Genomic DNA, 26456 nt, shown 5'->3' with positions numbered 1-26456 from the left:
GAGAGGGAGCAAACCCTAAAACGGCAACCTGGTTGCCGTTTTGTTTTATCTATACCTCAAAATCCAGCTCTTCCTCATCCCGCAGTGGAATAAGCTGCACTTTCTGCACGCGATGGTTTTCAATCTGCAGGGTTTTAAGCAGATAGTCGCCCACCTGAACCTCTTCCCCTGTCTGCGGGATGCGCTGTAAATACTCCATCAGCAGGCCGGCAATGGTGTGGTATTCCCGTTTTTCGTCCAGCGGCAGCGGCACGTACTGCACCAGGTCTTCCAGCGGCATGTGGCCGTTGGCCGTCCACGAGCCGTCCGCGTTTTTCTGGATGTCGTGGCGGGCATCAATCTCATCCACCTCGTTTGGCAGATTACCGGCGATAGTTTCCATCACGTCGCTGAGCGTGACCAGCCCTTCCACCGAACCAAACTCATCCACCACGAAGGCAAAGTGCGTGCGCGCGTTGCGAAATTGCTCAAGGGCAGAGAGCAGCGGTAGCCCTTCCGGGAAGACCAGCGGCTGGCGCACCAGCGCGCGCAGGTTGAGCGGCTCGCCGCGAAGCTGCTGCTGGAGCAGGTCAATAACGTGCACCACGCCCAGCAGCTCCTCTTCCTCTTCACCGCCGGTCACTACCACGCGGGTATGCTGATTCTTATCCAGCAGGGCGCGGACCCGATCTTCCGGTGCCGTGAGGTCAATATGCTCAATGTCATGCCGGGAAGTCATGATGCTGCTCACCGTGCGCTGATTGAGGTTGAGCACCCGCTCGATCATCAGCCGCTCCTGTGGGTTAAAGATCTGCCCGTCGCTGTGATCGGCAAGCAGGGCGGAGGATTCGGCGTCCAGCTCGGCATCCTCTTTCCTGCCGCTCAGCAGGCGCATGACGGTTTCGGCCGTGCGCTGGCGCAGGGTCTGATTCGCGGAGAGAAACCGGCGGCGGTTAAATATCGCCAGCTGGTTGAGCGCTTCAATCATGACGGAGAAGCCAATGGCGGCGTACAGGTAACCTTTCGGAATATGGAACCCGAAGCCGTCGGCGACCAGGCTGAAGCCGATCATCAACAGGAAGCTGAGACAGAGGATCACGATGGTCGGGTGGCTGTTCACAAAGCGGGTCAGCGCTTTGCTCGCCATCACCATCAGCGTGATGGCGATGATCACCGCAGCCATCATGACGGCCAGATGGTCCACCATCCCGACGGCGGTAATCACCGAATCCAGAGAGAAGACGGCATCGAGCACCACAATTTGCGCCACCACCGGCCAGAATCTTGCCCCACGTCGCTGGGTCGGGTTCTCGCTGTCTTTGCCTTCGAGCCGCTCGTTAAGCTCCACCGTGGCTTTGAACAGCAGGAACAGCCCGCCGAAGAGCATGATCAGGTCGCGGGCGCTAAAGCTCAGACCGCGAACGGAGAACAGAGGCTGAGTGAGCGTGACCATCCAGGAGATAGAGGCCAGCAGCAGTAAACGCATCACCATCGCCAGCAGCAGACCCGTCACGCGCGCGCGGTCGCGCTGGGAAGGGGGCAGTTTTTCAGCGAGGATGGCGATAAAGACCAGATTATCAATCCCGAGCACTAATTCGATGACGACCAGCGTCACCAGCCCGGCCCAGATTGATGGATCGGCAATCCATTCCATAGTAATAGCAATACCTTCTGTTATATGACGAATGTCACACTTCGATCATGGATAAAGCTGGGGGAAAATGCAATGTCGGGCTGAGATTTCTCTTAATACGAAGCGTAAAAAAGAGAGCAATCTCAGGTGGGTGTAAATAAGCGAAATACGCATATTTTATTATTATGAAAACATTTTAGGATATATCGCAGGTAATGATATTTGCTCTCTTTTTGTCAATATAAAGAAAATCCTAAAAGGTCAAAACTTTGCTCTTAATATTAATCTTAAAAACAGATATTAGGACAGTTGTCTCCTTGCCTGCTATTAGGTTAGCTGCAACAATTCTCCCAGCATCAAATGTTAAATCTTGTTGTTGCTATTATTGTTTTGGTCTTCGGAATGGCCATTCATTATCCGCTGTGTATTTCAAGCGGCTGAAATATTGCCAGAAGACCTTACTCAAGAGGGTGTCTATCCATAACACATTGTTTAGTCAGTGGATTGGTAACTGAAAGCCAAGGGCGGTAGCGTGCCTGAAAGCGTGTGAATCAGCCTCGATTATTCTGTCAATAGCCAATGGATGAATAAGCTTTTTTTAGGACTGATGCCAGTTATATTTCTATTTGATTAACTGCATGCTGAAACCCAATACGTCTCAAGCTTATTTAAATTGCACAGGATAATTACTCTGCCAAAGTGATAAATAATCAATGATGAAATCCAAAATGAAATTGATGCCATTATTGGTGTCTGTGACCTTGATGAGTGGTTGCACGGTCTTTCCCGGCAGCAATATGTCAACAATGGGTAAGGATGTGATCAAGCAACAGGATGCCGATTTTGATCTCGACAAAATGGTGAATGTTTATCCACTTACGCCACGTCTGGTCGAACAATTACGTCCACGTCCGAATGTTGCCCAGCCGAATATGTCTCTGGACCAGGAAATTGCCTCCTATCAGTATCGCGTGGGGCCGGGCGACGTGATCAACGTGACAGTCTGGGATCACCCTGAACTGACCACGCCAGCGGGCCAGTACCGCAGCTCAAGCGACACCGGGAACTGGGTACAGTCAGATGGCACCATGTTCTATCCGTACATTGGTAAAGTGCATGTCGCCGGGAAAACGCTCGCCGAAATCCGTAGTGATATTACCGGCCGCTTAGCGCAGTACATTGCCGACCCGCAGGTGGACGTTAATATCGCCGCATTCCGCTCGCAAAAAGCCTATATCTCCGGTCAGGTGAACAAATCCGGCCAGCAGGCCATCACCAACGTTCCGCTCACCGTTCTGGACGCCATTAACGCCGCGGGCGGCCTAACCGACGGCGCCGACTGGCGCAACGTGGTGCTGACCCACAACGGCAAAGAGCAGCGCATTTCGCTGCAGGCGCTGATGCAAAACGGCGACCTGACCCAGAACCGCCTGCTCTATCCGGGCGATATTCTCTACGTACCGCGCAACGACGATCTGAAAGTCTTCGTGATGGGTGAAGTGAAGAAACAAAGCACCCTCAAAATGGACTTCAGCGGCATGACCCTGACCGAAGCCCTGGGTAATGCAGAAGGTATCGATCTGACCACGTCCAATGCGACCGGTATCTTCGTCATCCGTCCGCTGAAAGGTGAAGGCAGTGCGAAGGGCAAAATTGCCAACATCTACCAGCTGGATATGTCCGATGCGACGTCTCTGGTGATGGCGACGGAGTTCCGTCTCCAGCCTTACGATGTGGTGTACGTCACCACCGCGCCGGTTGCCCGCTGGAACCGTCTGATCAACCAGTTGCTGCCAACCATCAGTGGCGTTCGCTACATGACGGATACGGCGCGCGACATTCATACCTGGTAATCCGCGATGTTTAACAAAATTCTGGTGGTATGCGTGGGGAACATTTGCCGTTCCCCTACGGCTGAACGGCTGTTGAAACAGTACCAGCCTGAGTTAACGGTCGATTCCGCAGGGCTGGGCGCGCTGGTGGGCAAAGGTGCCGACGAGCGCGCAACGAGCGTGGCCCGCGATCATAACCTCTCTCTTGACGGGCATATCGCCCGCCAGGTCACCGGCCGCATGTGCCGGGAGTATGACCTGATTCTGGCAATGGAAAAACGCCATATTCATGCGCTATGCGATATCGCTCCGGAGATGCGCGGCAAGGTGATGCTGTTTGGTCACTGGGACAATGAACGCGAAATTCCCGATCCGTATCGCAAAAGCCATGAGGCCTTCGAGGCGGTTTACACCTTACTTGACCAGTCTGCCCAACAGTGGGCGCAGGCACTGAAAGCTCAGCAGGGATAACAATGACAGAAAAAACAAAACCTTCTGCCGCCCCGACTTCGGGCAGTGATGAAATTGATATTGGTCGCCTGGTCGGCACGGTTATCGAGGCAAAGTGGTGGGTGCTTGGCATTACCGCCGTCTTTGCCGCGGCGGCCGTTATCTATACGCTCTTTGCGACGCCTATCTACAGCGCCGACGCGCTGGTGCAGATTGAACAGAACACCGGCAACTCGCTGGTGCAGGATATCGGCTCCGCGCTGGCGAACAAGCCGCCGGCGTCCGACGCTGAAATTCAGCTGATCCAGTCGCGTCTGGTACTGGGCAAAACGGTTCACGACCTCGGCCTTGACATCTCCGTCACCAAAAATACGTTCCCGATCTTTGGTGCCGGCTGGGATCGTCTGATGGGGCGCAGCAATGACACCGTGAAGGTGACTGACTTTGTGCTGCCGAAAGGGGCAGGGGATCAAACCTTTACCCTGACGGTGCTTGGCCCGAAACAGTATCAGCTGACCAGCGATGCGGGCTTTAGCGCGCGCGGCGAAGTGGGGCAGATGCTGACCAAAGATGGCGTTAGCATGATGGTCACCGCCATCAACGCTCAGGAGGGGGGGGAATTTACCGTCACCAAATTCTCCACGCTGGGCATGATCAACAATCTGCAAAATAACCTGACCGTCACTGAAAACGGTAAGGACACCGGCGTGCTGAGCATGACCTTTACCGGTGAAGATAAGGATCAAATCCGCGACATCCTGAACAGCATTACCCGCAACTACCTTGAGCAGAACGTCGAGCGCAAGTCGGCGGAAGCGGCGAAAAGCCTGGCGTTCCTCTCTAAACAGCTCCCGGAAGTGCGTGCCCGTCTGGACGATGCCGAGAACAAGCTGAACGCCTTCCGTCAGGATAAAGACTCCGTCGACCTGCCGCTGGAGGCCAAATCGGTTCTCGACTCCATGGTGAATATTGATGCGCAGCTCAACGAGCTGACCTTCAAAGAGGCGGAGATTTCCAAGCTTTACACCAAACGCCACCCGGCTTACCGCACGCTGCTGGAAAAACGCCGTACCCTTGAAGAGGAGAAGGCGAAGCTGAACGACCGCGTGACCGCGATGCCGAAAACGCAGCAGGAGATCGTGCGCCTGACTCGCGACGTGGAGTCCGGACAGCAGGTTTACATGCAGCTGCTGAACAAACAGCAGGAGCTGAAAATCACCGAGGCCAGCACCGTGGGTGATGTGCGCATCGTTGACCCGGCCATTACCCAGCCTGGCGTGCTGAAACCGAAGAAAGCGCTGATTATTCTCGGCAGCATTATTCTTGGCCTGATGCTCTCTATCGTCGGCGTGCTGCTGCGCTCGCTGTTCAACCGCGGCATCGAAAGCCCGCAGGTGCTGGAAGAGAACGGGATCAACGTTTACGCCAGCATCCCGCTCTCCGAGTGGCAAAAATCCCGTGACAGCGTCAAGACCATCAAGGGCGTTAAGCGTTACAAACAGAGCCAGCTGCTGGCCGTGGGTAACCCAACCGACCTGGCGATTGAAGCGATACGCAGCCTGCGTACCAGCCTGCACTTCGCCATGATGCAGGCTAAAAACAACGTACTGATGTTAACCGGCGTCAGCCCGTCTATCGGTAAGACCTTTGTGTGCGCCAACCTGGCGGCCGTGGTCAGCCAGACCAACAAGCGCGTGCTGCTGATCGACTGCGATATGCGTAAGGGCTACACCCACGAGCTGCTGGGCACCAACAACGTGAACGGTCTGTCGGAAATCCTGCTGGGTCAGGGGGAGATTAGCCAGAGCGCCAAGCCGACCTCGATTCCGAGATTCGACCTGATCCCACGTGGTCAGGTGCCGCCGAACCCGTCTGAACTGCTGATGAGCGAACGCTTCACCCAACTGATTGAGTGGGCGAGCAAACACTATGACCTGGTGCTGATCGATACGCCGCCGATTCTGGCCGTGACCGATGCGGCCGTGGTGGGGCGCCATGCGGGCACCACGCTGATGGTGGCACGCTATGCGGTGAATACCCTGAAAGAAGTGGAAACCAGCCTGAGCCGCTTCGAGCAGAACGGGATTGAAGTGAAAGGGGTGATCCTGAACTCCATCTTCCGCCGCGCGACCGGGTACCAGGATTACGGCTATTACGAGTACGAATACAAGTCTGACAGTAAATAACAAAACACACCCCACACCCCTCACCCTAACCCTCTCCCCTGAGGGGAGAGGGGACCGTTCGGTGCGGGAGTTTGGGTACGAACATAATGACGACCACTGACTGCCTTTCACCCTCTCCCCTCCGGGGAGAGGGCCGGGGTGAGGGGAAAAATATGACCACACAACGCCCTTTGATTTCTATCTATATGCCGACATGGAACCGTCAGCAGCTGGCGATCCGCGCAATCAAGTCGGTCTTACGTCAGGATTACGATAACTGGGAACTGATCGTCGTGGATGACTGTTCCTCCTCGTATGAACAGCTGCAAAAATTTGTTACCGATCTCAACGACCCGCGCGTGATGTACACGCACAACGCCATCAACTCCGGGGCCTGTGCGGTGCGAAATCAGGCAATTATGCAGGCCAAAGGGCAGTATCTGACCGGCATCGACGACGATGACGAATGGACGCCGAACCGCCTGTCCGTCTTCCTGTCGCATAAAGAGCAACTGGTTACGCACGCGTTTCTGTATGCCAACGACTACGTGTGTCAGGGCGAGGTGTATTCGCAGCCTGCCAGCCTGCCGCTGTATCCGAAATCACCGTACTCTCGCCGCCTGTTCTACAAGCGCAACATTATCGGCAATCAGGTCTTTACCTGGGCGTGGCGCTTTAAAGAGTGCCTGTTCGATACCGAACTGAAGGCCGCGCAGGATTACGATATCTTCCTGCGCATGGTGGTGGAATACGGTGAGCCGTGGAAAGTGGAAGAGGCCACGCAGATCCTGCACATCAACCACGGGGAGATGCAGATCACCTCCTCGCCGAAGAAGTTCTCCGGCTATTTCCATTTTTACCGCAAGCACAAGGACAAGTTTGACCGTGCCAGCCGTAAATATCAGCTCTTTACCCTGTATCAGATCCGCAACAAGCGCATGAACTGGCGCACGTTGCTGACGCTGCTCTCCGTGCGTAACGGCAAGCGTCTGGCCGACGGGCTTCGGGGGAAATAATGTTTCTGGAAGATTGCCGCGCAAACAGCTGGAGCCTGCGCCCGTGCTGCATGGTTCTGGCGTACCGCATCGCGCACTTTTGCTCGGTGTGGCGCAAGAAAAATGTACTGAACAACATCTGGGCGGCCCCCGTGCTGGTGCTGTACCGCATCATCACCGAATGCTTTTTTGGGTATGAGATTCAGGCTGCGGCCACCATTGGCCGCCGCTTTACCATCCATCACGGCTATGCGGTGGTGATCAACAAGTTCGTGGTCGCCGGAGATGATTTCACCATTCGTCATGGGGTCACCATTGGCAACCGTGGGCCTGACAGCCTGGCCTGCCCGGTCATCGGCAACAATGTCGAGCTGGGCGCGAACGTGGTGGTTATTGGCGACATTACGATAGGTAACAACGTGACGATCGGGGCGGGCAGCGTGGTGCTGGACAGCATCCCCGATAACGCGCTGGTGGTGGGAGAGAAAGCCCGCGTGAAGGTGATTAAATGAACATTCTGCAATTTAACGTGCGCCTCGCAGAAGGCGGGGCGGCAGGCGTGGCGCTGGATCTGCACCAGCGCGCGCTGCAAAAAGGACTCCAGTCTCGTTTTATTTACGGCTATGGCAAAGGCGGCAAAAAAAGCGTCAGCCACGATAACTATCCGCAGGTGCACAAGCACACGCCGCGTCTGACCTCTGTTGCGAACATTGCGCTGTTCCGCCTGTTTAACCGCGATCTGTTTGGCAACCTCAACAGTCTTTATCGCACCGTGACCCGCACATCGGGCCCGGTTGTGCTGCATTTCCACGTGCTGCACAGCTACTGGCTGAATCTGGAAGAGGTGGTGGCGTTTTGTCAGAAGGTGCAGGCCCACAAGCCTGACACTCGCTTCGTCTGGACGCTGCACGATCACTGGAGCGTGACCGGACGCTGCGCGTTTACCGACGGCTGCGAAGGCTGGAAAGATAACTGCCAGAAATGCCCGACATTAAGCAATTACCCGCCGGTGAAGGTGGATCGCGCGCATCAGCTGGTAGACGGAAAGCGCCAGCTGTTCCGCGACATGCTCTCGCTCGGCTGCACGTTTATCTCCCCGAGCCAGCACGTAGCCGATGCCTTCAACAGCCTGTATGGGGCAGGGCGCTGTCAGATTATCAATAACGGCATCGACGTGGCGACGGAAGCCATCCTGGCCGAGCTGACCCCGGTGGCGGACACCGCGGGTAAACCGAAAATCGCCATCGTTGCGCATGACCTGCGTTATGACGGTAAAACCAACCAGCAACTGGTGCGCGACATGATGGCGCTGGGTGACAGGATCGAGCTTCATACTTTCGGCAAGTTTTCCCCGTTCGAAGGGGCCAACGTGGTGAACCACGGGTTTGAGACCGACAAGCGCAAGCTGATGAGCGCCCTCAACGGTATGGACGCGCTGGTGTTCAGCTCCCGCGTGGATAACTACCCGCTGATCCTCTGCGAAGCGCTCTCCATCGGCGTGCCGGTGATTGCCACCCACAGCGATGCGGCGCGTGAAGTGCTGGAAAAATCCGGCGGGAAAACCTTCGCCGAGCAGGAGGTCCTGCCCCTGGTGCAGCTGCCGAAGGCGCAGATCGCCGAGGCCGTTTTTGGCACTGACCTGGAATCGTTCCGCAACCACAGCCGCAAGGCCTACAGTGGACAACAGATGCTGGAGGAGTATGTCTCGTTCTATCAGAATCTGTAGTTATCTGCTGCTGCCGCTGATCTACCTGCTGGTCAACGTCAAAATTGCCCAGCTCGGCGAAAGCTTCCCGATAACCATCGTGACCTTCCTGCCCGTTTTGCTTCTTCTGTATGTCGATAAAATCAACCTGAAGAAGCTGATGATTGCCCTGGGGCTGGGCACGGGCCTGACGCTGTTTAACTACATCTTTGGCCAGTCGCTGGATGCCAGTAAATACGTCACGTCGACCATGCTGTTTGTTTATATCGTCATTATTATTGGCATGGTCTGGAGTATTCGCTTCAAAACTATTTCACCGCACAATTATAGGAAAATCCTCAGGTTCTTTTATATTGCCGTTGCGTTAATTGTTATGCTTGCCGCACTGGAAATGGCGCAAATTATTTTGACCGGTGGCAGCAGCCTGATGGAGATAATTTCGAAATATCTCATTTACAGTAACAGCTATGTGCTGAACTTCATTAAGTTTGGCGGGAAGCGTACGACGGCACTCTATTTTGAACCAGCGTTTTTCGCTCTGGCGTTAATCTCAATTTGGCTCAGCATCAAACAGTTTGGTATCAAAACGCCTAAGACCGATGCTATGATTCTTGCAGGAATCGTTCTGTCTGGATCGTTCTCAGGGGTAATGACGTTTATCCTGTTTTACCTGCTGGAGTGGGCGTTCCAGTACCTGAACAAAGATGCGATTAAGAAAAAACTGCCGTTGGCGATTATCTCCCTGACGGTATTTATGGTCGGCGTGATATTTGCCTTCCCGTACATCTCAGAACGTCTGGGAGATTTGGGAACGGAAGGGTCATCGTCCTATTATCGCATCATTGGTCCGCTGGTGATGGTGGGTTATTCCTTAACCCATATTGATGGTGTAGTAAGATTCGGCTCACTTTATGAATATGTTGCATCATTCGGAATCTTTAACGGTGCGGATGTCGGTAAAACCATAGACAATGGTCTGTATCTGTTAATTATTTATTTTTCATGGTTCGCCGTACTGTTGACGCTGTGGTATCTGTTTAAAGTTTTCAAAATGATGATCAACGCGTTTGGTGATAACCAGAACTTTCGCGTGCAGCTTTATCTTTTTACGCCGGTGTCGCTGTTTTTTACCGGGTCAATATTTAGCCCGGAATATGCTTTCTTGATTGTCTGTCCGTTTATTTTGCGCAAGGCGCTTAATATTACGAACGTATGACGAAATGAGGTGATTTATGTTTCTTAGCGTCATTACTGTCGCTTTTCGTAATTACGAAGGGGTAGTAAAAACCTGGCGCTCGCTGCGCAACCTGGCGCGCGATCCGAGCCTCACCTTTGAGTGGATTGTGGTCGACGGCGGCTCGAACGATGGCACGGCGGAGTTTCTGGAAAAACTCAACGGTGAGTTCAACTTACGCTACATCAGCGAGAAAGATAAAGGCATCTACGATGCGATGAATAAAGGCATTAATATGGCCCAGGGCCGTTATGCCATCTTCCTCAATTCCGGCGATATTTTCCACGACGACGTGGCGCTGTTTGCCCGTCAGCTGGCTCGCCAGAAAGAGGACGCCATGTATATTGGCGATGCGCTGCTCGATTTTGGTGACGGACATAAAGTGTGCCGCAGCGCGAAGCCAGGCTGGTATATCTACCACAGTTTGCCCGCCAGCCATCAGGCCATTTTCTTCCCGGTAAAAGGTCTGAAAAAACAGCCTTATGATTTGCAGTACAAGGTGTCATCTGATTATGCGCTGGCCGCCAGCCTGTATAAATCAGGTTACCCGTTTCGTCGAATTAAAGGGCTGGTGTCTGAATTCTCGATGGGCGGCGTGTCAACGTCAAATAATCTGGAATTATGCCAGGACGCAAAAAACGTGCAGCGTCAAATATTACGCGTGCCGGGATTTTGGGCGGAATTGTCTTATTTATTACGCCTGCGTACCACGGGCAAAACGAAAACCTTATATAACAAAGCCTGAATATAAGGAAACGCAATGCAGGATTTAAAAGGTTTCTCCGTACCGAAAGGTTTTCGGGGCGGGAACGGTATTAAGGTACAGCTGTGGTGGGCGGTTCAGGCAACCTTATTTGCCTGGTCGCCGCAAATACTGTACCGCTGGCGAGCCTTTTTATTGCGCCTGTTTGGCGCAAAAATAGGAAAAAACGTAGTCATCCGACCTTCTGTGAAAATTACCTATCCGTGGAAATTAACACTTGGGGATTATGCATGGGTTGGGGATGATGCGGTGCTATATACCCTGGGCGAAATTACGATTGGCGCAAATTCGGTGGTTTCACAGAAATGTTATTTGTGCACCGGCAGCCACGACTTTATGAGCCCGCATTTTGATATTACCGCTTCGCCTATTGCGATCGGCGAAAAATGCTGGCTGGCAACGGATGTTTTTGTTGCACCGGGTGTTTCTGTTGGCGATGGCACGGTAGTGGGTGCCCGCAGCAGCGTTTTTAAATCGCTACCGGCAAATAAAGTTTGCCGTGGCAACCCCGCAGTGGTGATACGCGAACGCGTTGAAACGAAGAGCCTTGTTAAGTAGGCGTAATCGTTGCAGGCAGTTTGAACGCGGACTGCGCGGAGAAACCGGAACGTACTTAGGTACGTGAGGATTTCGAGCACAGCCCACGTTCAAAATGACAAAAAAGATAGCCTACTTAACGGCTCTGATTAAATTCATAAGTAGAGGAATAAAACATGTCTAAAGTCGCTCTCATCACCGGCGTTACCGGGCAGGATGGTTCTTACCTGGCAGAACTGCTGCTGGAAAAAGGGTATGAAGTGCACGGTATTAAACGTCGTGCGTCTTCATTCAACACCGAGCGTGTCGATCACATCTATCAGGATCCGCACGCGGCGAACCCGAAATTCCACCTGCACTACGGCGACCTGACCGATACCTCCAACCTGACCCGTATCCTGCAGGAAGTGCAGCCGGATGAAGTGTACAACCTGGGCGCGATGAGCCACGTAGCGGTTTCCTTCGAATCTCCGGAATACACCGCTGACGTTGACGCCATGGGTACTCTGCGTCTGCTGGAAGCTATCCGCTTCCTCGGTCTTGAGAAGAAAACCCGCTTCTACCAGGCATCCACCTCCGAGCTGTACGGCCTGGTGCAGGAAATCCCACAGAAAGAGACCACGCCGTTCTACCCGCGCTCTCCGTATGCGGTAGCAAAACTGTACGCCTACTGGATCACCGTGAACTACCGTGAATCCTACGGTATGTACGCCTGTAACGGCATCCTGTTCAACCACGAATCTCCGCGCCGCGGCGAAACCTTCGTGACCCGCAAAATCACCCGCGCTATCGCCAACATCGCGCAGGGTCTGGAGTCTTGCCTGCACCTCGGCAACATGGACTCCCTGCGTGACTGGGGCCATGCGAAAGACTACGTGAAAATGCAGTGGATGATGTTGCAGCAGGAACAGCCAGAAGACTTCGTTATCGCAACCGGCGTGCAGTACTCCGTGCGTCAGTTCGTTGAAATGGCCGCGGCACAGCTGGGCATCAAGCTGCGCTTCGAAGGCACCGGCGTGGAAGAGAAGGGTATCGTTGTTTCCGTGACCGGCCACGACGCGCCGGGCGTGAAGCCAGGCGACGTAATTGTGCAGGTTGACCCGCGCTACTTCCGTCCTGCTGAAGTAGAAACCCTGCTGGGTGACCCAACCAAAGCGCACGAGAAGCTGGGCTGGAAACCAGAGACCACTCTGCAGGAGATGGTTTCCGAGATGGTGGCCAAAGATCTTGAAGCAGCGAAAAAACACTCCCTGCTCAAGTCTCATGGCTACGAGGTTGCCATCGCGCTGGAGTCCTGAGAATGACAAAACAACGTATTTTTGTCGCCGGTCATCGCGGAATGGTGGGTTCCGCGATTGTTCGCCAGCTGGAACAGCGCGGTGACGTAGAGGTGATTGTCCGCACGCGTGACGAGCTGAACCTGCTCGACAGCCGTGCGGTACAGGACTTCTTTGCAAACGAACGCATTGATCAGGTGTATCTGGCGGCGGCGAAGGTGGGCGGCATTGTCGCTAACAACACCTACCCGGCGGATTTCATCTACGAGAACATGATGATCGAGAGCAACATCATTCACGCGGCGCACCTGCACAACGTGAATAAGCTGCTGTTCCTCGGGTCGTCCTGTATTTACCCGAAAATGGCGAAGCAGCCGATCGCCGAGAGCGAGCTGCTGCAGGGCACGCTTGAAGCAACCAACGAGCCGTACGCGATTGCCAAAATTGCCGGGATCAAGCTGTGCGAGTCCTACAACCGTCAGTACAACCGCGACTATCGCTCGGTGATGCCGACCAACCTGTACGGGCCGCACGACAACTTCCACCCGAGCAACTCGCACGTGATCCCGGCGCTGCTGCGCCGCTTCCACGAGGCGACCGCTGAGAACGCGCCGGACGTGGTGGTGTGGGGCAGCGGGACGCCGATGCGCGAGTTCCTGCACGTGGACGACATGGCTGCGGCCAGCATTCACGTGATGGAGCTGGATCGCGAGGTGTGGCAGGAGAACACCGAGCCGATGCTGTCGCACATCAACGTGGGTACCGGCGTGGACTGCACCATTCGCGAGCTGGCGCAAACCATCGCGCAGGTGGTGGGCTACAAGGGCCGCGTGGTGTTTGACGCGACTAAACCGGACGGCACGCCGCGCAAGCTGCTGGACGTGACCCGTCTGCATCAGCTGGGCTGGTATCACGAGGTGTCACTGGAGCAGGGGCTGGCCAGCACCTACCAGTGGTTCCTGGAAAACCAGCACCGCTTCCGGGGGTAACGATGTTTTTAAGTCAGGAAGATTTTGCCACGGTGGTGCGTTCCACTCCGCTCATCTCGATTGATTTGATCGTGGAGAACGAACGCGGCGAGTTCTTGCTGGGAAAACGAACCAACCGTCCTGCACAGGGCTTCTGGTTCGTGCCCGGCGGGCGCGTGCAAAAGGATGAGACGCTCAGCGATGCGTTTGAGCGTCTCACTCTGGCGGAGCTGGGCCTGCAGCTGCCGATGGCAGCGGGCCAGTTTTACGGGGTCTGGCAGCACTTCTATGACGATAACTTTTCAGGCACCGGGTTTTCCACGCACTACATCGTGCTGGGGTTCCGCCTGAAGGTGAGTGAGGCAGACCTGCGTCTGCCTGATTCTCAGCATGACGACTACCGCTGGCAGACGCCCGCGGCGCTGCTGGCGAGCGACAATGTGCATGACAACAGCCGTGCCTATTTCCTCCCAGAACGTCAGGCCGGGGTGCCGGGCATATGAAAATTTTAGTGTACGGAATCAACTACTCGCCGGAATTAACCGGCATCGGGAAATACACCGGCGAGATGGTCGAGTGGATGGCGAGCCAGGGACATGACGTGCGGGTCATTACCGCGCCGCCGTACTACCCGGAGTGGAAAGTCGGGGAGCGCTACTCAAGCTGGCGCTATCGCCGTGAAGAGGGAGCAGCGACCGTCTGGCGCTGCCCGCTCTACGTGCCGAAGCAGCCTTCGACGCTGAAACGGTTACTTCATCTGGGCAGCTTTGCCCTGAGCAGCTTCTTCCCGCTGATGGCGCAGCGTCGCTGGAAGCCGGATCGTATCATCGGCGTGGTGCCGACGCTGTTCTGCACGCCGGGCATGCGCCTGCTGGGCAAACTCTCCGGTGCGCGCACCCTGCTGCACATTCAGGATTATGAAGTTGACGCCATGCTGGGCCTGGGGATGGCAGGCAAAGGCAAGGGCGGCAAGGTGGCGAAGCTCGCCAGCGCCTTTGAGCGCAGCGGCCTGCATAACGTGGATTACGTCTCGACCATCTCGCGCTCGATGATGAACAAGGCGCAGGAGAAGGGCGTTCCGGCCCAGAAGGTGATCTTCTTCCCGAACTGGTCAGAAGTGGCGCGTTTTCGCGATGTGACAGAGCAAGACGCTCAGGCGCTGCGCGCGCAGCTCGGTTTGCCTGAAGATCAAAAAATCATTCTTTACTCAGGCAACATCGGCGAAAAGCAGGGGCTGGAGAGCGTGATTGAAGCGGCCCAATTGCTGAGTGAACAGCCGTGGACGTTTGTGATTGTCGGGCAGGGCGGTGGAAAGGCACGGCTGGAAAAAATGGCCGGGGAACGCGGCCTGACCAACGTGAAATTTTTCCCGCTTCAGTCTTACGAGGCATTACCTGCGCTGCTGAAGATGGGCGACTGCCATCTGGTTGTGCAAAAACGCGGCGCCGCGGACGCGGTGCTGCCGTCCAAGCTGACCAACATTCTGGCAGTGGGCGGTAACGCGGTAATTACGGCTGAAGCCGAAACAGAATTAGGCCAGCTGTGTGACAGCTATCCGGGAATTGCCGTGTGCGTGGAGCCGGAATCGGTTCCGGCGCTGGTCACCGGCATTGAGCAGGCACTCGCCATGCCAAAAGTGAACACGGTGGCACGTGAATATGCCGAACGCACGCTCGAGAAAGAGAACGTGCTGAGCCAATTTATTGCAGATATACGGGGATAAATCATGAGTCAAACCACTTTGTATCCGGTTGTGATGGCTGGTGGCTCTGGTAGCCGGTTGTGGCCGCTGTCCCGCGTGCTCTATCCAAAGCAGTTCCTCTGTCTGAAAGGGGAGCTCACCATGCTGCAGACCACGGTAAACCGTCTGCACGGCGTGGAGTGTGAAAGCCCGGTGGTGATTTGTAACGAACAGCACCGCTTTATTGTTGCCGAGCAGCTGCGTCAGCTGAATAAGCTCACGGAAAACATCATCCTGGAGCCCGCCGGTCGCAATACCGCGCCCGCGATCGCCCTGGCGGCGCTGGCGGCAAAACGCAGCAGTCCTGACTGCGACCCGCTGATGCTGGTCCTGGCGGCAGACCACGTTATCCAGCAGGAAGAGGCGTTCCGCGACGCGGTGCGTGCGGCGATTCCTTACGCCGAGAGCGGCAAGCTGGTGACCTTTGGCATCGTGCCGGACCTGCCGGAAACCGGCTACGGCTACATCCGTCGCGGCAACGTAACGCCGGGTGAAGGCGACAGCGTGGCCTTTGACGTGGCGCAGTTTGTTGAAAAACCGAATCTCGAAACCGCGCAGGCGTATGTCGCCAGCGGTGAGTATTACTGGAACAGCGGGATGTTCCTGTTCCGTGCCGGACGCTACCTGGAAGAGCTGCGTAAATACCGCCCGGATATTCTGAGCGCCTGCGAGAAAGCGATGGCGGTGGTGGACCCGGATCTCGACTTCATCCGCGTGGATGAAGAGGCTTTCCTCGCCTGCCCGGAAGAGTCCATTGACTACGCGGTGATGGAACGTACGGCTGACGCCGTGGTTGTACCGATGGATGCGGGCTGGAGCGACGTAGGCTCCTGGTCCTCCCTGTGGGAGATCAGCGCCCATACCCCGGAGGGGAACGTCCATCACGGCGATGTGATTAGCCACAAAACCGAAAACAGCTACGTTTACGCCGAGTCCGGCCTGGTGACCACGGTCGGAGTGAAGGATCTGGTGGTTGTCCAGACCAAAGACGCCGTGCTGATTGCCGACCGTAACGCCGTGCAGGACGTTAAAAAAGTGGTGGAGAAGATTAAGGCCGATGGCCGTCACGAGCACCACATTCACCGTGAAGTGTACCGTCCGTGGGGTAAGTATGACTCCATCGACGCGGGTGACCGCTATCAGGTGAAGCGTATCACCGTGAAGCCGGGCGAGGGGCTGTCGGTGCAGATGCACCATCACCGCGCCGAGCACTGGGTCGTGGTGGCGGGTACGGCCAAAGTGACCATCGACGGCGAAGTGAAGCTGCTGGGTGAGAACGAGTCCATTTATATTCCGCTGGGCGCCACGCACTGTCTGGAAAACCCGGGGAAAATTCCTCTCGACTTAATTGAGGTGCGCTCCGGCTCGTATCTGGAAGAGGACGATATCGTGCGCTTCCAGGATCGTTACGGGCGCGTGTAGCACTCCGCATCATGCCCGGCGGCGCTGCGCCAGCCGGGCCTACGAATGACAAAAATAAATTTGGCCATTAAGTGGTCAGGGCCAACTGTTGCCTGAAAAAGAGGTCATCATGGAAAAATTAACCTGTTTTAAAGCCTACGATATTCGCGGCAAGCTGGGCGAAGAGCTGAATGAAGACATCGCGTGGCGCATTGGCCGCGCGTACGGCGAATATTTAAAACCAAAGACCATCGTGCTGGGCGGCGACGTGCGTCTGACCAGTGAATCCCTGAAGCTGGCGCTGGCGAAAGGGCTGCAGGACGCGGGCGTGGACGTGCTGGATATCGGCCTGTCCGGAACCGAAGAGATTTACTTTGCCACCTTCCACCTGGGCGTGGACGGCGGTATCGAAGTGACGGCCAGCCACAACCCGATGGACTACAACGGCATGAAGCTGGTGCGCAAGGGCGCCCGTCCCATCAGCGGCGACACCGGTCTGCGCGACGTGCAGCGTCTGGCGGAAGCCAACGATTTCCCGCCGGTGAACGAGGCGAAGCGCGGCAGCTACAAAAAAATCAACCTGCAGAAAGAGTACATCGACCACCTGCTGGGCTATATCAACGTGGCGAACCTCAAGCCGCTGAAGCTGGTGATCAACTCCGGTAACGGCGCGGCCGGCCCGGTGGTGGATGCGCTGGAAGCGCGCTTTAAGGCGCTGAACGTGCCGGTGACCTTCGTCAAGGTACACAACACGCCGGACGGCAATTTCCCGAACGGTATTCCTAACCCGCTGCTGCCGGAGTGCCGCGACGACACCCGCAACGCGGTGATTGAGCACGGCGCGGATATGGGCATCGCTTTTGACGGCGATTTCGACCGCTGCTTCCTGTTCGACGAGAAAGGGCAGTTCATCGAGGGCTACTACATTGTCGGCCTGCTGGCGGAAGCGTTCCTCGAGAAAAAACCGGGCGCGAAAATCATCCATGACCCGCGCCTTTCCTGGAACACCGTCGACGTGGTGTCCGCGGCGGGCGGCACGCCGGTGATGTCCAAAACCGGTCACGCCTTCATCAAAGAGCGCATGCGCGAAGAAGACGCCATCTACGGCGGCGAGATGAGCGCCCACCACTACTTCCGCGATTTTGCCTACTGCGACAGCGGGATGATCCCGTGGCTGCTGGTCACCGAGCTGCTGTGCCTGAAGGGGAAAACCCTGGGCGAGCTGGTGCGCGACCGCATGGCGGCGTTCCCGGCGAGCGGAGAGATCAACAGCAAGCTGGCGCAGCCAGCCGAGGCCATTGCCCGCGTGGAGCAGCACTTTGCCCTTCATGCGCTGGAAATTGACCGTACCGACGGCATCAGCATGGCGTTTCCACAGTGGCGCTTCAACCTGCGCTCGTCCAACACCGAGCCGGTGGTGCGCCTGAACGTGGAGTCCCGGGCTGACACGGCGCTGATGGAAGCCCGAACAAAGGACATTCTGGCGCTGTTGAATCAGTAATACGAAACCTTACCCCTCACCCTAACCCTCTCCCCTTTGGGGAGAGGGCCGGGGTGAGGGGGGGGGTTGGTTGAATAAAGGAACAACGATGACGAATCTAAAAAAACGCGAACGAGCGAGAACGAATGCATCGTTAATCTCTATGGTGCAGCGTTTTTCTGATATCACCATCATGGTCGGTGGATTGTGGGCGGTGTGTCGGATCAGCGGGCTGCCGTTCTTATATATGCATCTGCTGATGGCCCTGATTGCCCTGGTCGTGTTTCAGATGATCGGCGGGATGACCGATTTCTACCGCTCGTGGCGCGGCGTGAAAATGACCACCGAACTGATGCTGTTGCTGCAGAACTGGACCCTGAGCCTGATCTTCAGTGCGGGTCTGGTGGCGTTCAGCCATGATTTTGACAACCGCTTCGTGACCTATCTCTGCTGGTACCTGTTAACCAGCGTCGGCATGGTCGTGTGCCGTTCCCTGATCCGCTTTGGCGCGGGCTGGCTGCGTAACCGTGGCTATAACCGTCGTTTTGTCGCCGTGGCGGGAGATTTACCGGTCGGGCGGGTGCTGCTCGACAGCTTCCGCAAAGAGCCGTGGTTAGGGTTCGAAGTGGTGGGGATTTACCACGACGCGAAGCCGGGCGGCGTGCCTGCGGACTGGGCGGGGAATTACGCGCAGCTTATTGAAGACGCGAAGGCCGGCAAAATTCATAACGTCTACATCGCCATGCAGATGAAGGACGAATCCCGCATCAAGCAGCTGATGCGCGAGCTGGCGGACACCACCTGCTCGGTGATCCTCATCCCGGACGTCTTTACCTTCAACATCCTGCACTCCCGTATTGAAGAGGTGAACGGCGTGCCGGTGGTACCGCTGTACGACACGCCGCTGTCGGGCATTAACCGCGTGCTCAAGCGCGTGGAAGATATCGTGCTCTCTTCGCTGATTTTACTGCTTATTTCCCCTGTTCTGTGCTGCATTGCCCTGGCGGTGAAGCTGAGCTCTCCCGGCCCGGTTATCTTCCGTCAGACCCGCTACGGCATGGACGGTAAGCCGATTATGGTGTGGAAATTCCGCTCCATGAAGGTGATGGAGAACGACAAGGTGGTGACCCAGGCGACGCAGAACGATCCGCGCGTCACCCGCGTGGGGAACTTCCTGCGCCGCACCTCGCTGGACGAGCTGCCGCAGTTCATCAACGTCTTTACCGGCGGCATGTCGATTGTTGGCCCGCGTCCGCACGCGGTGGCGCATAACGAGCAGTACCGCTCGCTGATTGAAGGCTACATGCTGCGCCATAAGGTGAAGCCGGGCATCACCGGCTGGGCACAAATCAACGGCTGGCGCGGCGAGACCGACACGCTGGAAAAAATGGAAAAACGCATCGAGTTCGATCTGGAGTACATCCGCGAGTGGAGCCTCTGGTTCGATATCAAGATTGTTTTTCTGACCATCTTCAAAGGTTTCGTGAACAAAGCGGCGTACTAAGATGAGCTTACGTGAAAAAACCATCAGCGGCGCCAAGTGGTCAGCGATGGCGACCATCGTCATCATTGGCCTCGGCCTGGTGCAGATGACGGTGCTGGCGCGCATTATTGATAATCACCAGTTCGGCCTGCTGACCGTCTCGCTGGTGATCATCGCACTGGCCGACACGCTGTCTGACTTTGGTATCGCCAACTCCATTATTCAGCGTAAAGAGATCAGCCATCTCGAGCTGACCACGCTCTACTGGCTGAACGTCGGGCTGGGCATTTTCGTATTTGTGCTGGTCTTCCTGCTAAGCGACACCATCGCCAGCGTGCTGCACAACCCGGATCTCGCTCCGCTGATGCGCACGCTGTCGTTTGCCTTTGTGGTGATCCCTCACGGGCAGCAGTTCCGCGCGCTGATGCAGAAAGAGCTGGAGTTCAACAAGATTGGCATGATCGAGACCAGCGCGGTGCTGGCGGGCTTTACCTTTACCGTGGTGAGCGCCCATTTCTGGCCGCTGGCGATGACCGCCATCCTCGGTTACCTGGTTAACTCTGCCGTGCGTACGCTGCTGTTCGGCTACTTTGGCCGTAAGATTTACCGTCCGGGACTGCACTTCTCTCTCGCGTCCGTCTCGTCCAACCTGCGTTTTGGTGCGTGGCTGACGGCGGACAGCATTATTAACTACGTGAACACCAACCTCTCGACGCTGGTGTTGGCACGTATTCTCGGCGCCAGCGTGGCGGGGGGCTACAACCTGGCCTACAACGTCGCGGTGGTGCCGCCGATGAAGCTGAACCCGATAATCACCCGCGTCCTGTTCCCGGCGTTCGCCAAAATTCAGGACGACACCGAGAAGCTGCGCGTTAATTTCTACAAGCTGCTTTCCGTGGTGGGGATTATCAACTTCCCGGTGCTGCTGGGGCTGATGGTGGTTTCCAGCAACTTCGTGCCGCTGGTGTTTGGCGAGAAGTGGAACGGCATCATCCCGATCCTGCAGCTGCTGTGCGTGGTGGGGCTGCTGCGCTCCGTGGGAAATCCGATCGGCTCGCTTCTGATGGCGAAGGCGCGCGTGGATATCAGCTTTAAGTTCAACGTGTTCAAAACCTTCCTGTTTATACCAGCGATTATCGTTGGCGGGCATATGGCGGGCGCCATCGGCGTCACGCTGGGCTTCCTGCTGGTGCAGGTAGTCAACACCGTTCTGAGCTACTTCATCATGATCAAGCCGGTGCTGGGCTCCAGCTACCGTCAGTACATCCTGAGCCTGTGGCTGCCGTTCTATCTCTCATTGCCGACCCTGGTGGTGAGCTACGGCCTGGGCATCATCCTCAGCGGTCATCTGCCGCTGGGTGCGCTGCTGGCGGTACAGGTTGCCGCGGGCGCGCTGGCATTCGTCGTGATGATTGTGCTGTCGCGCAACGCGCTGGTGGTGGAGATGAAGCGCCAGTTTTGCCGTAACGAAAAAATGAAAACGCTGCTTCGCGCAGGCTAGTTATTTAAGAGGCCATTATGAAATTATTAATTCTTGGCAACCATACCTGCGGCAACCGTGGCGACAGCGCCATCCTGCGCGGTTTACTGGATGCAATTAACACCCTTAAGCCTGAGACTGAAGTGGACGTGATGAGCCGTTATCCGGTCAGCTCATCCTGGTTACTGAACCGCCCGGTGATGGGCGACCCGCTCTATAGCCAGATGAAACAGCATAACAACGCCGCGGGCGTGATGGGGCGCGTGAAGAAAGTGCTGCGCCGTCGCTACCAGCATCAGGTGCTGCTTTCCCGCGTGACCGACACCGGCAAGCTGCGCAACATCGCTATCGCGCAGGGCTTTACGGATTTCGTGCGTCTGCTGTCCGGCTATGATGCCATTATCCAGGTCGGCGGTTCGTTCTTCGTCGATCTCTACGGCGTGCCGCAGTTTGAGCATGCGCTGTGCACGTTCATGGCGAAAAAGCCGCTGTTTATGATCGGCCACAGCGTGGGGCCATTCCAGGATCCGCAGTTTAATCAGCTGGCAAATTATGTGTTTGGCCACTGCGACGCGCTGATCTTGCGCGAGTCGGTCAGCCTCGACATGATGAAGCGCAGTGAAATCGACACCTCAAAAGTTGAGCATGGCGTGGACACCGCCTGGCTTGTGGATCACCAGGACGATGGCTTCCAGCCGAGTTACGCGGTGCAGCACTGGCTCGACGTAGCCGCGAAACAGAAAACCGTCGCGATCACCCTGCGCGAGCTGGCCCCGTTTGATAAACGCCTCGGCACGACCCAGACGGCGTACGAGAAAGCCTTTGCCGACGTGGTGAACCGCGTGCTGGACAGCGGTTACCAGGTGCTGGCGCTCTCAACCTGTACCGGGATCGACAGCTACAACAAAGACGACCGCATGGTAGCGCTGAACCTGCGCAACCTGGTGAACGACCCGTCCCGCTACCACGTGGTGATGGACGAGCTGAATGACCTGGAGATGGGCAAGCTGCTCGCAGCCTGCGACCTGACCGTCGGCACCCGTTTGCACTCGGCGATTATCTCCATGAACTTCGGTACCCCAGCCATCGCCATTAACTATGAGCACAAGTCTGCCGGGATTATGCAGCAGCTTGGCATGCCGGAGATGGCCGTGGATATTCGTCATCTGCTGGACGGATCGCTCGGTGCGATGGTGGGCGACACCCTCGGCCAGTTGCCTGCGATTAACGAGCGTCTGGCAGTAGCGGTGAAAGCCGAGCGAGAGAAGGGCATTGGCATGGTGAAATCGGTACTTGACCGCGTGCGGGAGGGGAAATGAAGGTTGGTTTCTTCTTACTGAAATTTCCGCTGTCGTCTGAGACCTTTGTACTGAACCAAATCACCGCGTTTATCGATATGGGATATGACGTGGAGATCGTCGCCCTGCAGAAGGGCGACACCAAAAATACCCATGCGGCGTATACCCAGTATGGGCTGGAGGCGAAGACCCGCTGGCTGCAGGACGAACCGGCCGGGAAGCTGAGTAAGCTGCGCTACCGGGCCAGCCAGACGTTGCGCGGGCTCCATCGCGCGTCGACGTGGCGGGCGCTGAACGTTTCCCGCTATGGATCGGAATCTCGCAATCTGATCCTGTCGGCCATCTGCGGGCAAACGGCGCAGCCGTATCGTGCCGACGTGTTTATCGCCCACTTTGGCCCGGCGGGCGTTACCGCCGCGAAGCTGCGTGAGCTGGGCGTGATTGACGGCAAAATTGCGACCATTTTCCACGGTATCGACATTTCCAGCCGCGAGGTGCTGAACCACTACACGCCGGAGTATCAGCAGCTTTTCCGCCGCGGTGACATGATGCTTCCCATCAGCGACCTGTGGGCAGGACGGCTGAAAAGCATGGGCTGCCCGGGAGAGAAGATTGCCGTGTCGCGTATGGGTGTGGATTTAACGCGCTTTACCCGCCGTCCGGTTAAGGTGCCGGGAACACCGCTGCAGATCATCTCCGTGGCCCGTCTGACCGAGAAGAAAGGTTTGCACGTGGCGATTGAGGCCTGCCGCCAGCTGAAAGCGCGCGGGGTAGCGTTCCACTATCGAATTCTCGGCATCGGGCCGTGGGAGCGCCGTCTGCGCACGCTTATCGAACAGTATCAACTGGACGATGTCGTGGAGATGCCGGGCTTCAAGCCGAGCCATGAGGTCAAGGCCATGCTTGATGAGGCAGATGTATTTCTGCTGCCTTCAGTCACGGGCGCGGATGGCGATATGGAAGGCATTCCGGTGGCGCTGATGGAGGCGATGGCCGTGGGTATTCCGGTGGTATCCACCCTGCACAGCGGGATCCCTGAGCTGATCAAATCTGACCATTCCGGCTGGCTGGTGCCGGAGAATAACGCGATGGCCCTCGCGGATCGATTAGCTGCCTTCAGCGACATCGACCAGCAGGCGCTGGAGCCCGTGCTCCACAATGCCCGACAAAAAGTTGAAACCGATTTTAACCAGCAGGTGATTAACCGCCAGTTAGCGAGCCTGCTGCAAACGCTGTAACGCCGAGGTTGTATGCTGAAAAAGATTACCCGACGCACTTTTGTCTCTTCTCTTTCCGTTCTGGCGGCCACGCCGCTGCTGTCTTCCCGCATCGCGCGGGCGGCAAGCGGAAAGACGGTCTCCATTAATCAGTACAATAACAACGACTGGATCGCCGCTTTTAAGCAGGCGTTTAAGGATGGTGACACTGTCGTTGTTCCGGCCGGACTCACCTGTGAAAACATTAATACGGGCATTTTCATTCCCGACGGTAAAACGCTGCTGATCCGCGGAGCGTTAACCGGCAACGGACGCGGCCGCTTTGTGCTGCAGGAAGGCTGCAAAGTGATTGGTGAAGGTGGCGGGCGCACGGAGAACATTACGCTCGACGTTCGCGGCTCGGACTGTGCGATCAAAGGGCTGGCGATGAGCGGGTTTGGTCCGGTGACCCAGATCTACATTGGCGGCAAGAAACCAAGAGTGATGCGCAATCTGCTGATTGATAACATCAGCGTGAGCCAGGCCAACTACGCCATCCTGCGCCAGGGCTTTCACAATCAGGTTGACGGCGCCCGGATCACCAACAGCAAATTCAGCCATCTTCAGGGCGATGCGATCGAGTGGAATGTGGCCATCAATGACCGCAATATACTGATCTCCGATCATGTGATCGATAACATCAACTGTACTAACGGCAAGATCAACTGGGGCATCGGCATCGGCCTTGCCGGCAGTACCTACGATAACGACTACCCGGAAAAGCAAACCGTTAAGAACTTCGTGGTGGCAAATATCACCGGCAGCAACTGTCGCCAGCTGGTGCACGTTGAGAACGGCAAACACTTTGTTATCCGCAATATTAAGGCAAAAAATATTACCCCCGATTTCAGTAAAAAGGCGGGTATAGACAATGCGACGGTCGCCATTTATGGCTGTGATAATTTCATTATTGATAATGTCGACATGGTCAATAGTGCCGGAATGTTAATCGGCTATGGGGTAATTAAAGGTGATTATTTGTCCATACCCCAGAACTTCAAGCTCAACAATATTCACCTCGATAATCGTCAGCTTGCGTATAAGTTGCGCGGAATACAAATTTCATCCGGTAACGCGACCTCCTTTGTAGCGATCACCAACGTTGAGATGAAGCGGGCGACGCTTGAGCTGCATAATAAACCGCAGCATCTTTTTTTACGCAATATCAATGTGATGCAGGAAGCTGCCATTGGCCCTGCGCTGAAGATCAACTTCGACCTGCGTAAAGATGTGCGGGGCAAATTTATGGCCAAAGATGAGACCTTGCTGTCGCTGGCTAACATCAAAGCGGTAAATGAGAAAGGGCAGAGCTCGGTGGATATTGACCGGGTGGATCAGCAGGTAGTGAATGTGGAAAGGCTGAATTTTGCGCTTCCGCACAGATAATCGGCAATTTCATTTTTTGAGACTATTCCTGGCAAAGAAGTGTGATCTATTCAGATTACAACTACAGAAATTTGTGGGGCTAAGGCGTAACATTGCCTGAGGATTACGGCAAATCATGCTGGCGAAAACAGGTTTAAGAGCTATAATTCGTCAACCATTTTAAGGTGGAAGAAATAATGATTAATTTGAAAGCAGTCATTCCGGTAGCAGGCCTGGGCATGCATATGCTGCCAGCCACTAAAGCCATTCCTAAAGAGATGCTGCCGATCGTCGACAAACCGATGATTCAATACATCGTCGACGAGATTGTTGCTGCAGGGATCAAAGAAATCGTCCTGGTTACGCATTCTTCTAAGAATGCCGTAGAAAACCACTTCGACACCTCTTACGAACTCGAAGCGTTGCTTGAGCAGCGCGTTAAGCGCCAGCTGCTGGCGGAAGTGCAGTCAATCTGCCCGCCAGGCGTAACCATTATGAACGTGCGTCAGGCACAGCCGCTGGGTTTGGGTCACTCTATTCTGTGTGCCCGTCCGGTAGTGGGTGATAACCCATTCATCGTTGTTCTTCCGGACATCATCATCGATACCGCTTCAGCCGATCCGCTGCGTTACAACCTTGCGGCAATGGTGGCACGTTTCAATGAAACCGGCCGTAGTCAGGTGCTGGCGAAACGCATGAAGGGCGATCTCTCCGAATACTCCGTGATCCAGACGAAAGAAGCGCTGGAGACGGAAGGGCAGGTGAGCCGCATCGTTGAGTTCATCGAAAAACCGGATCAGCCGCAGACGCTGGATTCTGACCTGATGGCGGTTGGCCGTTATGTTCTGAACGCCGATATCTGGGCCGAGCTGGAAAAAACCGAGCCAGGCGCCTGGGACCGTATCCAGTTGACCGATGCAATTGCAGCACTGGCGAAAAAACAGTCCGTTGACGCGATGCTGATGACCGGTGACAGCTACGACTGCGGCAAGAAGCTGGGGTATATGCAGGCGTTTGTAAACTATGGGCTGCGTAACCTGAAGGAAGGGGCGAAGTTCAGAAACCGGATTGAGAAGCTGTTGGCTAACGACTGATATTCCTTCTACGACCAGAACAAACGGCAGTCATCATTTTGGTGTTTTGAAACATAACCAAAATGATGACTGCCGTTTTTTGTTATTAATTTGAATGATTACATAGGGTTATCTGATTCAAATCTCAGCAGCTTTGTAGCGATTTGTGCTTGTTTCTGAGGCCGTTTAGGACGACAATTAACGCCAGTTTTGTCTGTAACCAGACAAGTAAAATCATTCAATCAAACATCGCTCAGTGCACTGGTAGCTGTTAAGCCAGGGGCGGTAGCGTGCTCAATTTCTGAAACCGTTAATAAACGCTCAGGTTTCAGAACCCCAGT

The 26456-nt window shown here is 55.7% G+C and carries 22 protein-coding genes; 21 read left to right on the top strand and 1 reads right to left on the bottom strand.

Going from position 1 to position 26456, the window contains the following annotated elements:
* Positions 1–49: 49 nt before the first annotated feature.
* Entirely contained in the window at positions 50–1633 is a 1584-nt protein-coding gene (locus ACR42C_RS14955; RefSeq protein ID WP_116338784.1) for a TerC family protein, read from the bottom strand.
* Between the two features lie 692 nt (positions 1634–2325).
* Here ACR42C_RS14955 and ACR42C_RS14950 point away from each other — a divergent pair.
* The 21 genes from ACR42C_RS14950 to galF all read left to right on the top strand — a co-directional run bounded on the left by ACR42C_RS14950 (position 2326) and on the right by galF (position 26136).
* On the top strand, positions 2326–3465 hold the full coding sequence (locus ACR42C_RS14950) for a polysaccharide export protein (protein WP_014170829.1): 1140 nt from the start codon (positions 2326–2328) through the stop codon (positions 3463–3465).
* 6 nt (positions 3466–3471) lie between these two features.
* On the top strand, positions 3472–3915 hold the full coding sequence (gene wzb, locus ACR42C_RS14945; protein ID WP_116338786.1) for a low molecular weight protein-tyrosine-phosphatase Wzb: 444 nt from the start codon (positions 3472–3474) through the stop codon (positions 3913–3915).
* A 2-nt stretch (positions 3916–3917) separates the two neighbouring features.
* On the top strand, positions 3918–6080 hold the full coding sequence (gene wzc / locus ACR42C_RS14940) for a tyrosine-protein kinase Wzc (protein WP_163330201.1): 2163 nt from the start codon (positions 3918–3920) through the stop codon (positions 6078–6080).
* Between the two features lie 152 nt (positions 6081–6232).
* On the top strand, positions 6233–7075 hold the full coding sequence (gene wcaA / locus ACR42C_RS14935; protein WP_116338790.1) for a colanic acid biosynthesis glycosyltransferase WcaA: 843 nt from the start codon (positions 6233–6235) through the stop codon (positions 7073–7075).
* On the top strand, positions 7075–7566 hold the full coding sequence (gene wcaB, locus ACR42C_RS14930; protein WP_116338792.1) for a colanic acid biosynthesis acetyltransferase WcaB: 492 nt from the start codon (positions 7075–7077) through the stop codon (positions 7564–7566). The genes wcaA and wcaB overlap by 1 nt, the downstream gene beginning before the upstream one ends.
* Positions 7563–8780, top strand: a complete 1218-nt coding sequence (wcaC, locus tag ACR42C_RS14925) for a colanic acid biosynthesis glycosyltransferase WcaC (RefSeq protein WP_192984956.1) — start codon at positions 7563–7565, stop codon at positions 8778–8780. The genes wcaB and wcaC overlap by 4 nt, the downstream gene beginning before the upstream one ends.
* On the top strand, positions 8755–9975 hold the full coding sequence (gene wcaD, locus ACR42C_RS14920; protein WP_029742034.1) for a colanic acid polymerase WcaD: 1221 nt from the start codon (positions 8755–8757) through the stop codon (positions 9973–9975). Before wcaC ends, wcaD begins: the two co-directional genes overlap by 26 nt.
* A gap of 16 nt (positions 9976–9991) precedes the next feature.
* Positions 9992–10738 carry a colanic acid biosynthesis glycosyltransferase WcaE gene (gene wcaE / locus ACR42C_RS14915; protein WP_116338796.1) on the top strand — a complete coding sequence of 249 codons (747 nt, stop codon included), beginning with the start codon at positions 9992–9994 and terminating at the stop codon, positions 10736–10738.
* Between the two features lie 15 nt (positions 10739–10753).
* The gene (gene wcaF, locus ACR42C_RS14910) at positions 10754–11314 is read left to right on the top strand and encodes a colanic acid biosynthesis acetyltransferase WcaF (protein ID WP_192984960.1); all 561 of its coding nucleotides are present in this window, start codon (positions 10754–10756) and stop codon (positions 11312–11314) included.
* A gap of 155 nt (positions 11315–11469) precedes the next feature.
* On the top strand, positions 11470–12591 hold the full coding sequence (gmd, locus tag ACR42C_RS14905; RefSeq protein WP_003863514.1) for a GDP-mannose 4,6-dehydratase: 1122 nt from the start codon (positions 11470–11472) through the stop codon (positions 12589–12591).
* Between the two features lie 2 nt (positions 12592–12593).
* A complete protein-coding gene (gene fcl / locus ACR42C_RS14900) occupies positions 12594–13559 on the top strand; it encodes a GDP-L-fucose synthase (RefSeq protein ID WP_024908102.1) in 966 nt (321 codons plus the stop codon).
* Between the two features lie 2 nt (positions 13560–13561).
* A complete protein-coding gene (locus ACR42C_RS14895; RefSeq protein ID WP_233002609.1) occupies positions 13562–14041 on the top strand; it encodes a GDP-mannose mannosyl hydrolase in 480 nt (159 codons plus the stop codon).
* On the top strand, positions 14038–15261 hold the full coding sequence (gene wcaI, locus ACR42C_RS14890; RefSeq protein ID WP_316379413.1) for a colanic acid biosynthesis fucosyltransferase WcaI: 1224 nt from the start codon (positions 14038–14040) through the stop codon (positions 15259–15261). Before ACR42C_RS14895 ends, wcaI begins: the two co-directional genes overlap by 4 nt.
* 3 nt (positions 15262–15264) lie before the next feature.
* Complete coding sequence (gene cpsB / locus ACR42C_RS14885; RefSeq protein ID WP_316379414.1) at positions 15265–16701, top strand: mannose-1-phosphate guanyltransferase; 1437 nt, start codon at positions 15265–15267, stop codon at positions 16699–16701.
* Between the two features lie 109 nt (positions 16702–16810).
* A complete protein-coding gene (gene cpsG / locus ACR42C_RS14880) occupies positions 16811–18181 on the top strand; it encodes a colanic acid biosynthesis phosphomannomutase CpsG (protein WP_316379415.1) in 1371 nt (456 codons plus the stop codon).
* Positions 18182–18269: 88 nt separating this feature from the next.
* Entirely contained in the window at positions 18270–19664 is a 1395-nt protein-coding gene (wcaJ, locus tag ACR42C_RS14875; RefSeq protein ID WP_061097677.1) for an undecaprenyl-phosphate glucose phosphotransferase, read from the top strand.
* Between the two features lies 1 nt (position 19665).
* Positions 19666–21144, top strand: a complete 1479-nt coding sequence (gene wzxC / locus ACR42C_RS14870) for a colanic acid undecaprenyl disphosphate flippase WzxC (protein ID WP_316379416.1) — start codon at positions 19666–19668, stop codon at positions 21142–21144.
* Between the two features lie 17 nt (positions 21145–21161).
* Complete coding sequence (wcaK, locus tag ACR42C_RS14865; protein WP_479984271.1) at positions 21162–22442, top strand: colanic acid biosynthesis pyruvyl transferase WcaK; 1281 nt, start codon at positions 21162–21164, stop codon at positions 22440–22442.
* Entirely contained in the window at positions 22439–23659 is a 1221-nt protein-coding gene (gene wcaL / locus ACR42C_RS14860) for a colanic acid biosynthesis glycosyltransferase WcaL (protein WP_316379417.1), read from the top strand. The genes wcaK and wcaL overlap by 4 nt, the downstream gene beginning before the upstream one ends.
* Before the next feature lie 12 nt (positions 23660–23671).
* Positions 23672–25063, top strand: a complete 1392-nt coding sequence (gene wcaM / locus ACR42C_RS14855) for a colanic acid biosynthesis protein WcaM (protein ID WP_116338812.1) — start codon at positions 23672–23674, stop codon at positions 25061–25063.
* Between the two features lie 176 nt (positions 25064–25239).
* A complete protein-coding gene (galF, locus tag ACR42C_RS14850) occupies positions 25240–26136 on the top strand; it encodes a GalU regulator GalF (protein WP_048957548.1) in 897 nt (298 codons plus the stop codon).
* Positions 26137–26456: the final 320 nt, after the last annotated feature.

It is taken from the genome of Enterobacter sp. MG-EB028, from assembly GCF_056673305.1.
This window is presented reverse-complemented; position numbering and strand designations above follow the sequence as displayed.

What these genes read in the sequence shown, in the direction of transcription:
- ACR42C_RS14955 (WP_116338784.1), bottom strand. Translation starts at nt 1,633, where the DNA reads ATGGAATGGATTGCCGATCCATCAATCTGGGCCGGGCTGGTGACGCTG.
- ACR42C_RS14950 (WP_014170829.1), top strand. Translation starts at nt 2,326, where the DNA reads ATGATGAAATCCAAAATGAAATTGATGCCATTATTGGTGTCTGTGACC.
- wzb (WP_116338786.1), top strand. Translation starts at nt 3,472, where the DNA reads ATGTTTAACAAAATTCTGGTGGTATGCGTGGGGAACATTTGCCGTTCC.
- wzc (WP_163330201.1), top strand. Translation starts at nt 3,918, where the DNA reads ATGACAGAAAAAACAAAACCTTCTGCCGCCCCGACTTCGGGCAGTGAT.
- wcaA (WP_116338790.1), top strand. Translation starts at nt 6,233, where the DNA reads ATGACCACACAACGCCCTTTGATTTCTATCTATATGCCGACATGGAAC.
- wcaB (WP_116338792.1), top strand. Translation starts at nt 7,075, where the DNA reads ATGTTTCTGGAAGATTGCCGCGCAAACAGCTGGAGCCTGCGCCCGTGC.
- wcaC (WP_192984956.1), top strand. Translation starts at nt 7,563, where the DNA reads ATGAACATTCTGCAATTTAACGTGCGCCTCGCAGAAGGCGGGGCGGCA.
- wcaD (WP_029742034.1), top strand. Translation starts at nt 8,755, where the DNA reads ATGTCTCGTTCTATCAGAATCTGTAGTTATCTGCTGCTGCCGCTGATC.
- wcaE (WP_116338796.1), top strand. Translation starts at nt 9,992, where the DNA reads ATGTTTCTTAGCGTCATTACTGTCGCTTTTCGTAATTACGAAGGGGTA.
- wcaF (WP_192984960.1), top strand. Translation starts at nt 10,754, where the DNA reads ATGCAGGATTTAAAAGGTTTCTCCGTACCGAAAGGTTTTCGGGGCGGG.
- gmd (WP_003863514.1), top strand. Translation starts at nt 11,470, where the DNA reads ATGTCTAAAGTCGCTCTCATCACCGGCGTTACCGGGCAGGATGGTTCT.
- fcl (WP_024908102.1), top strand. Translation starts at nt 12,594, where the DNA reads ATGACAAAACAACGTATTTTTGTCGCCGGTCATCGCGGAATGGTGGGT.
- ACR42C_RS14895 (WP_233002609.1), top strand. Translation starts at nt 13,562, where the DNA reads ATGTTTTTAAGTCAGGAAGATTTTGCCACGGTGGTGCGTTCCACTCCG.
- wcaI (WP_316379413.1), top strand. Translation starts at nt 14,038, where the DNA reads ATGAAAATTTTAGTGTACGGAATCAACTACTCGCCGGAATTAACCGGC.
- cpsB (WP_316379414.1), top strand. Translation starts at nt 15,265, where the DNA reads ATGAGTCAAACCACTTTGTATCCGGTTGTGATGGCTGGTGGCTCTGGT.
- cpsG (WP_316379415.1), top strand. Translation starts at nt 16,811, where the DNA reads ATGGAAAAATTAACCTGTTTTAAAGCCTACGATATTCGCGGCAAGCTG.
- wcaJ (WP_061097677.1), top strand. Translation starts at nt 18,270, where the DNA reads ATGACGAATCTAAAAAAACGCGAACGAGCGAGAACGAATGCATCGTTA.
- wzxC (WP_316379416.1), top strand. Translation starts at nt 19,666, where the DNA reads ATGAGCTTACGTGAAAAAACCATCAGCGGCGCCAAGTGGTCAGCGATG.
- wcaK (WP_479984271.1), top strand. Translation starts at nt 21,162, where the DNA reads ATGAAATTATTAATTCTTGGCAACCATACCTGCGGCAACCGTGGCGAC.
- wcaL (WP_316379417.1), top strand. Translation starts at nt 22,439, where the DNA reads ATGAAGGTTGGTTTCTTCTTACTGAAATTTCCGCTGTCGTCTGAGACC.
- wcaM (WP_116338812.1), top strand. Translation starts at nt 23,672, where the DNA reads ATGCTGAAAAAGATTACCCGACGCACTTTTGTCTCTTCTCTTTCCGTT.
- galF (WP_048957548.1), top strand. Translation starts at nt 25,240, where the DNA reads ATGATTAATTTGAAAGCAGTCATTCCGGTAGCAGGCCTGGGCATGCAT.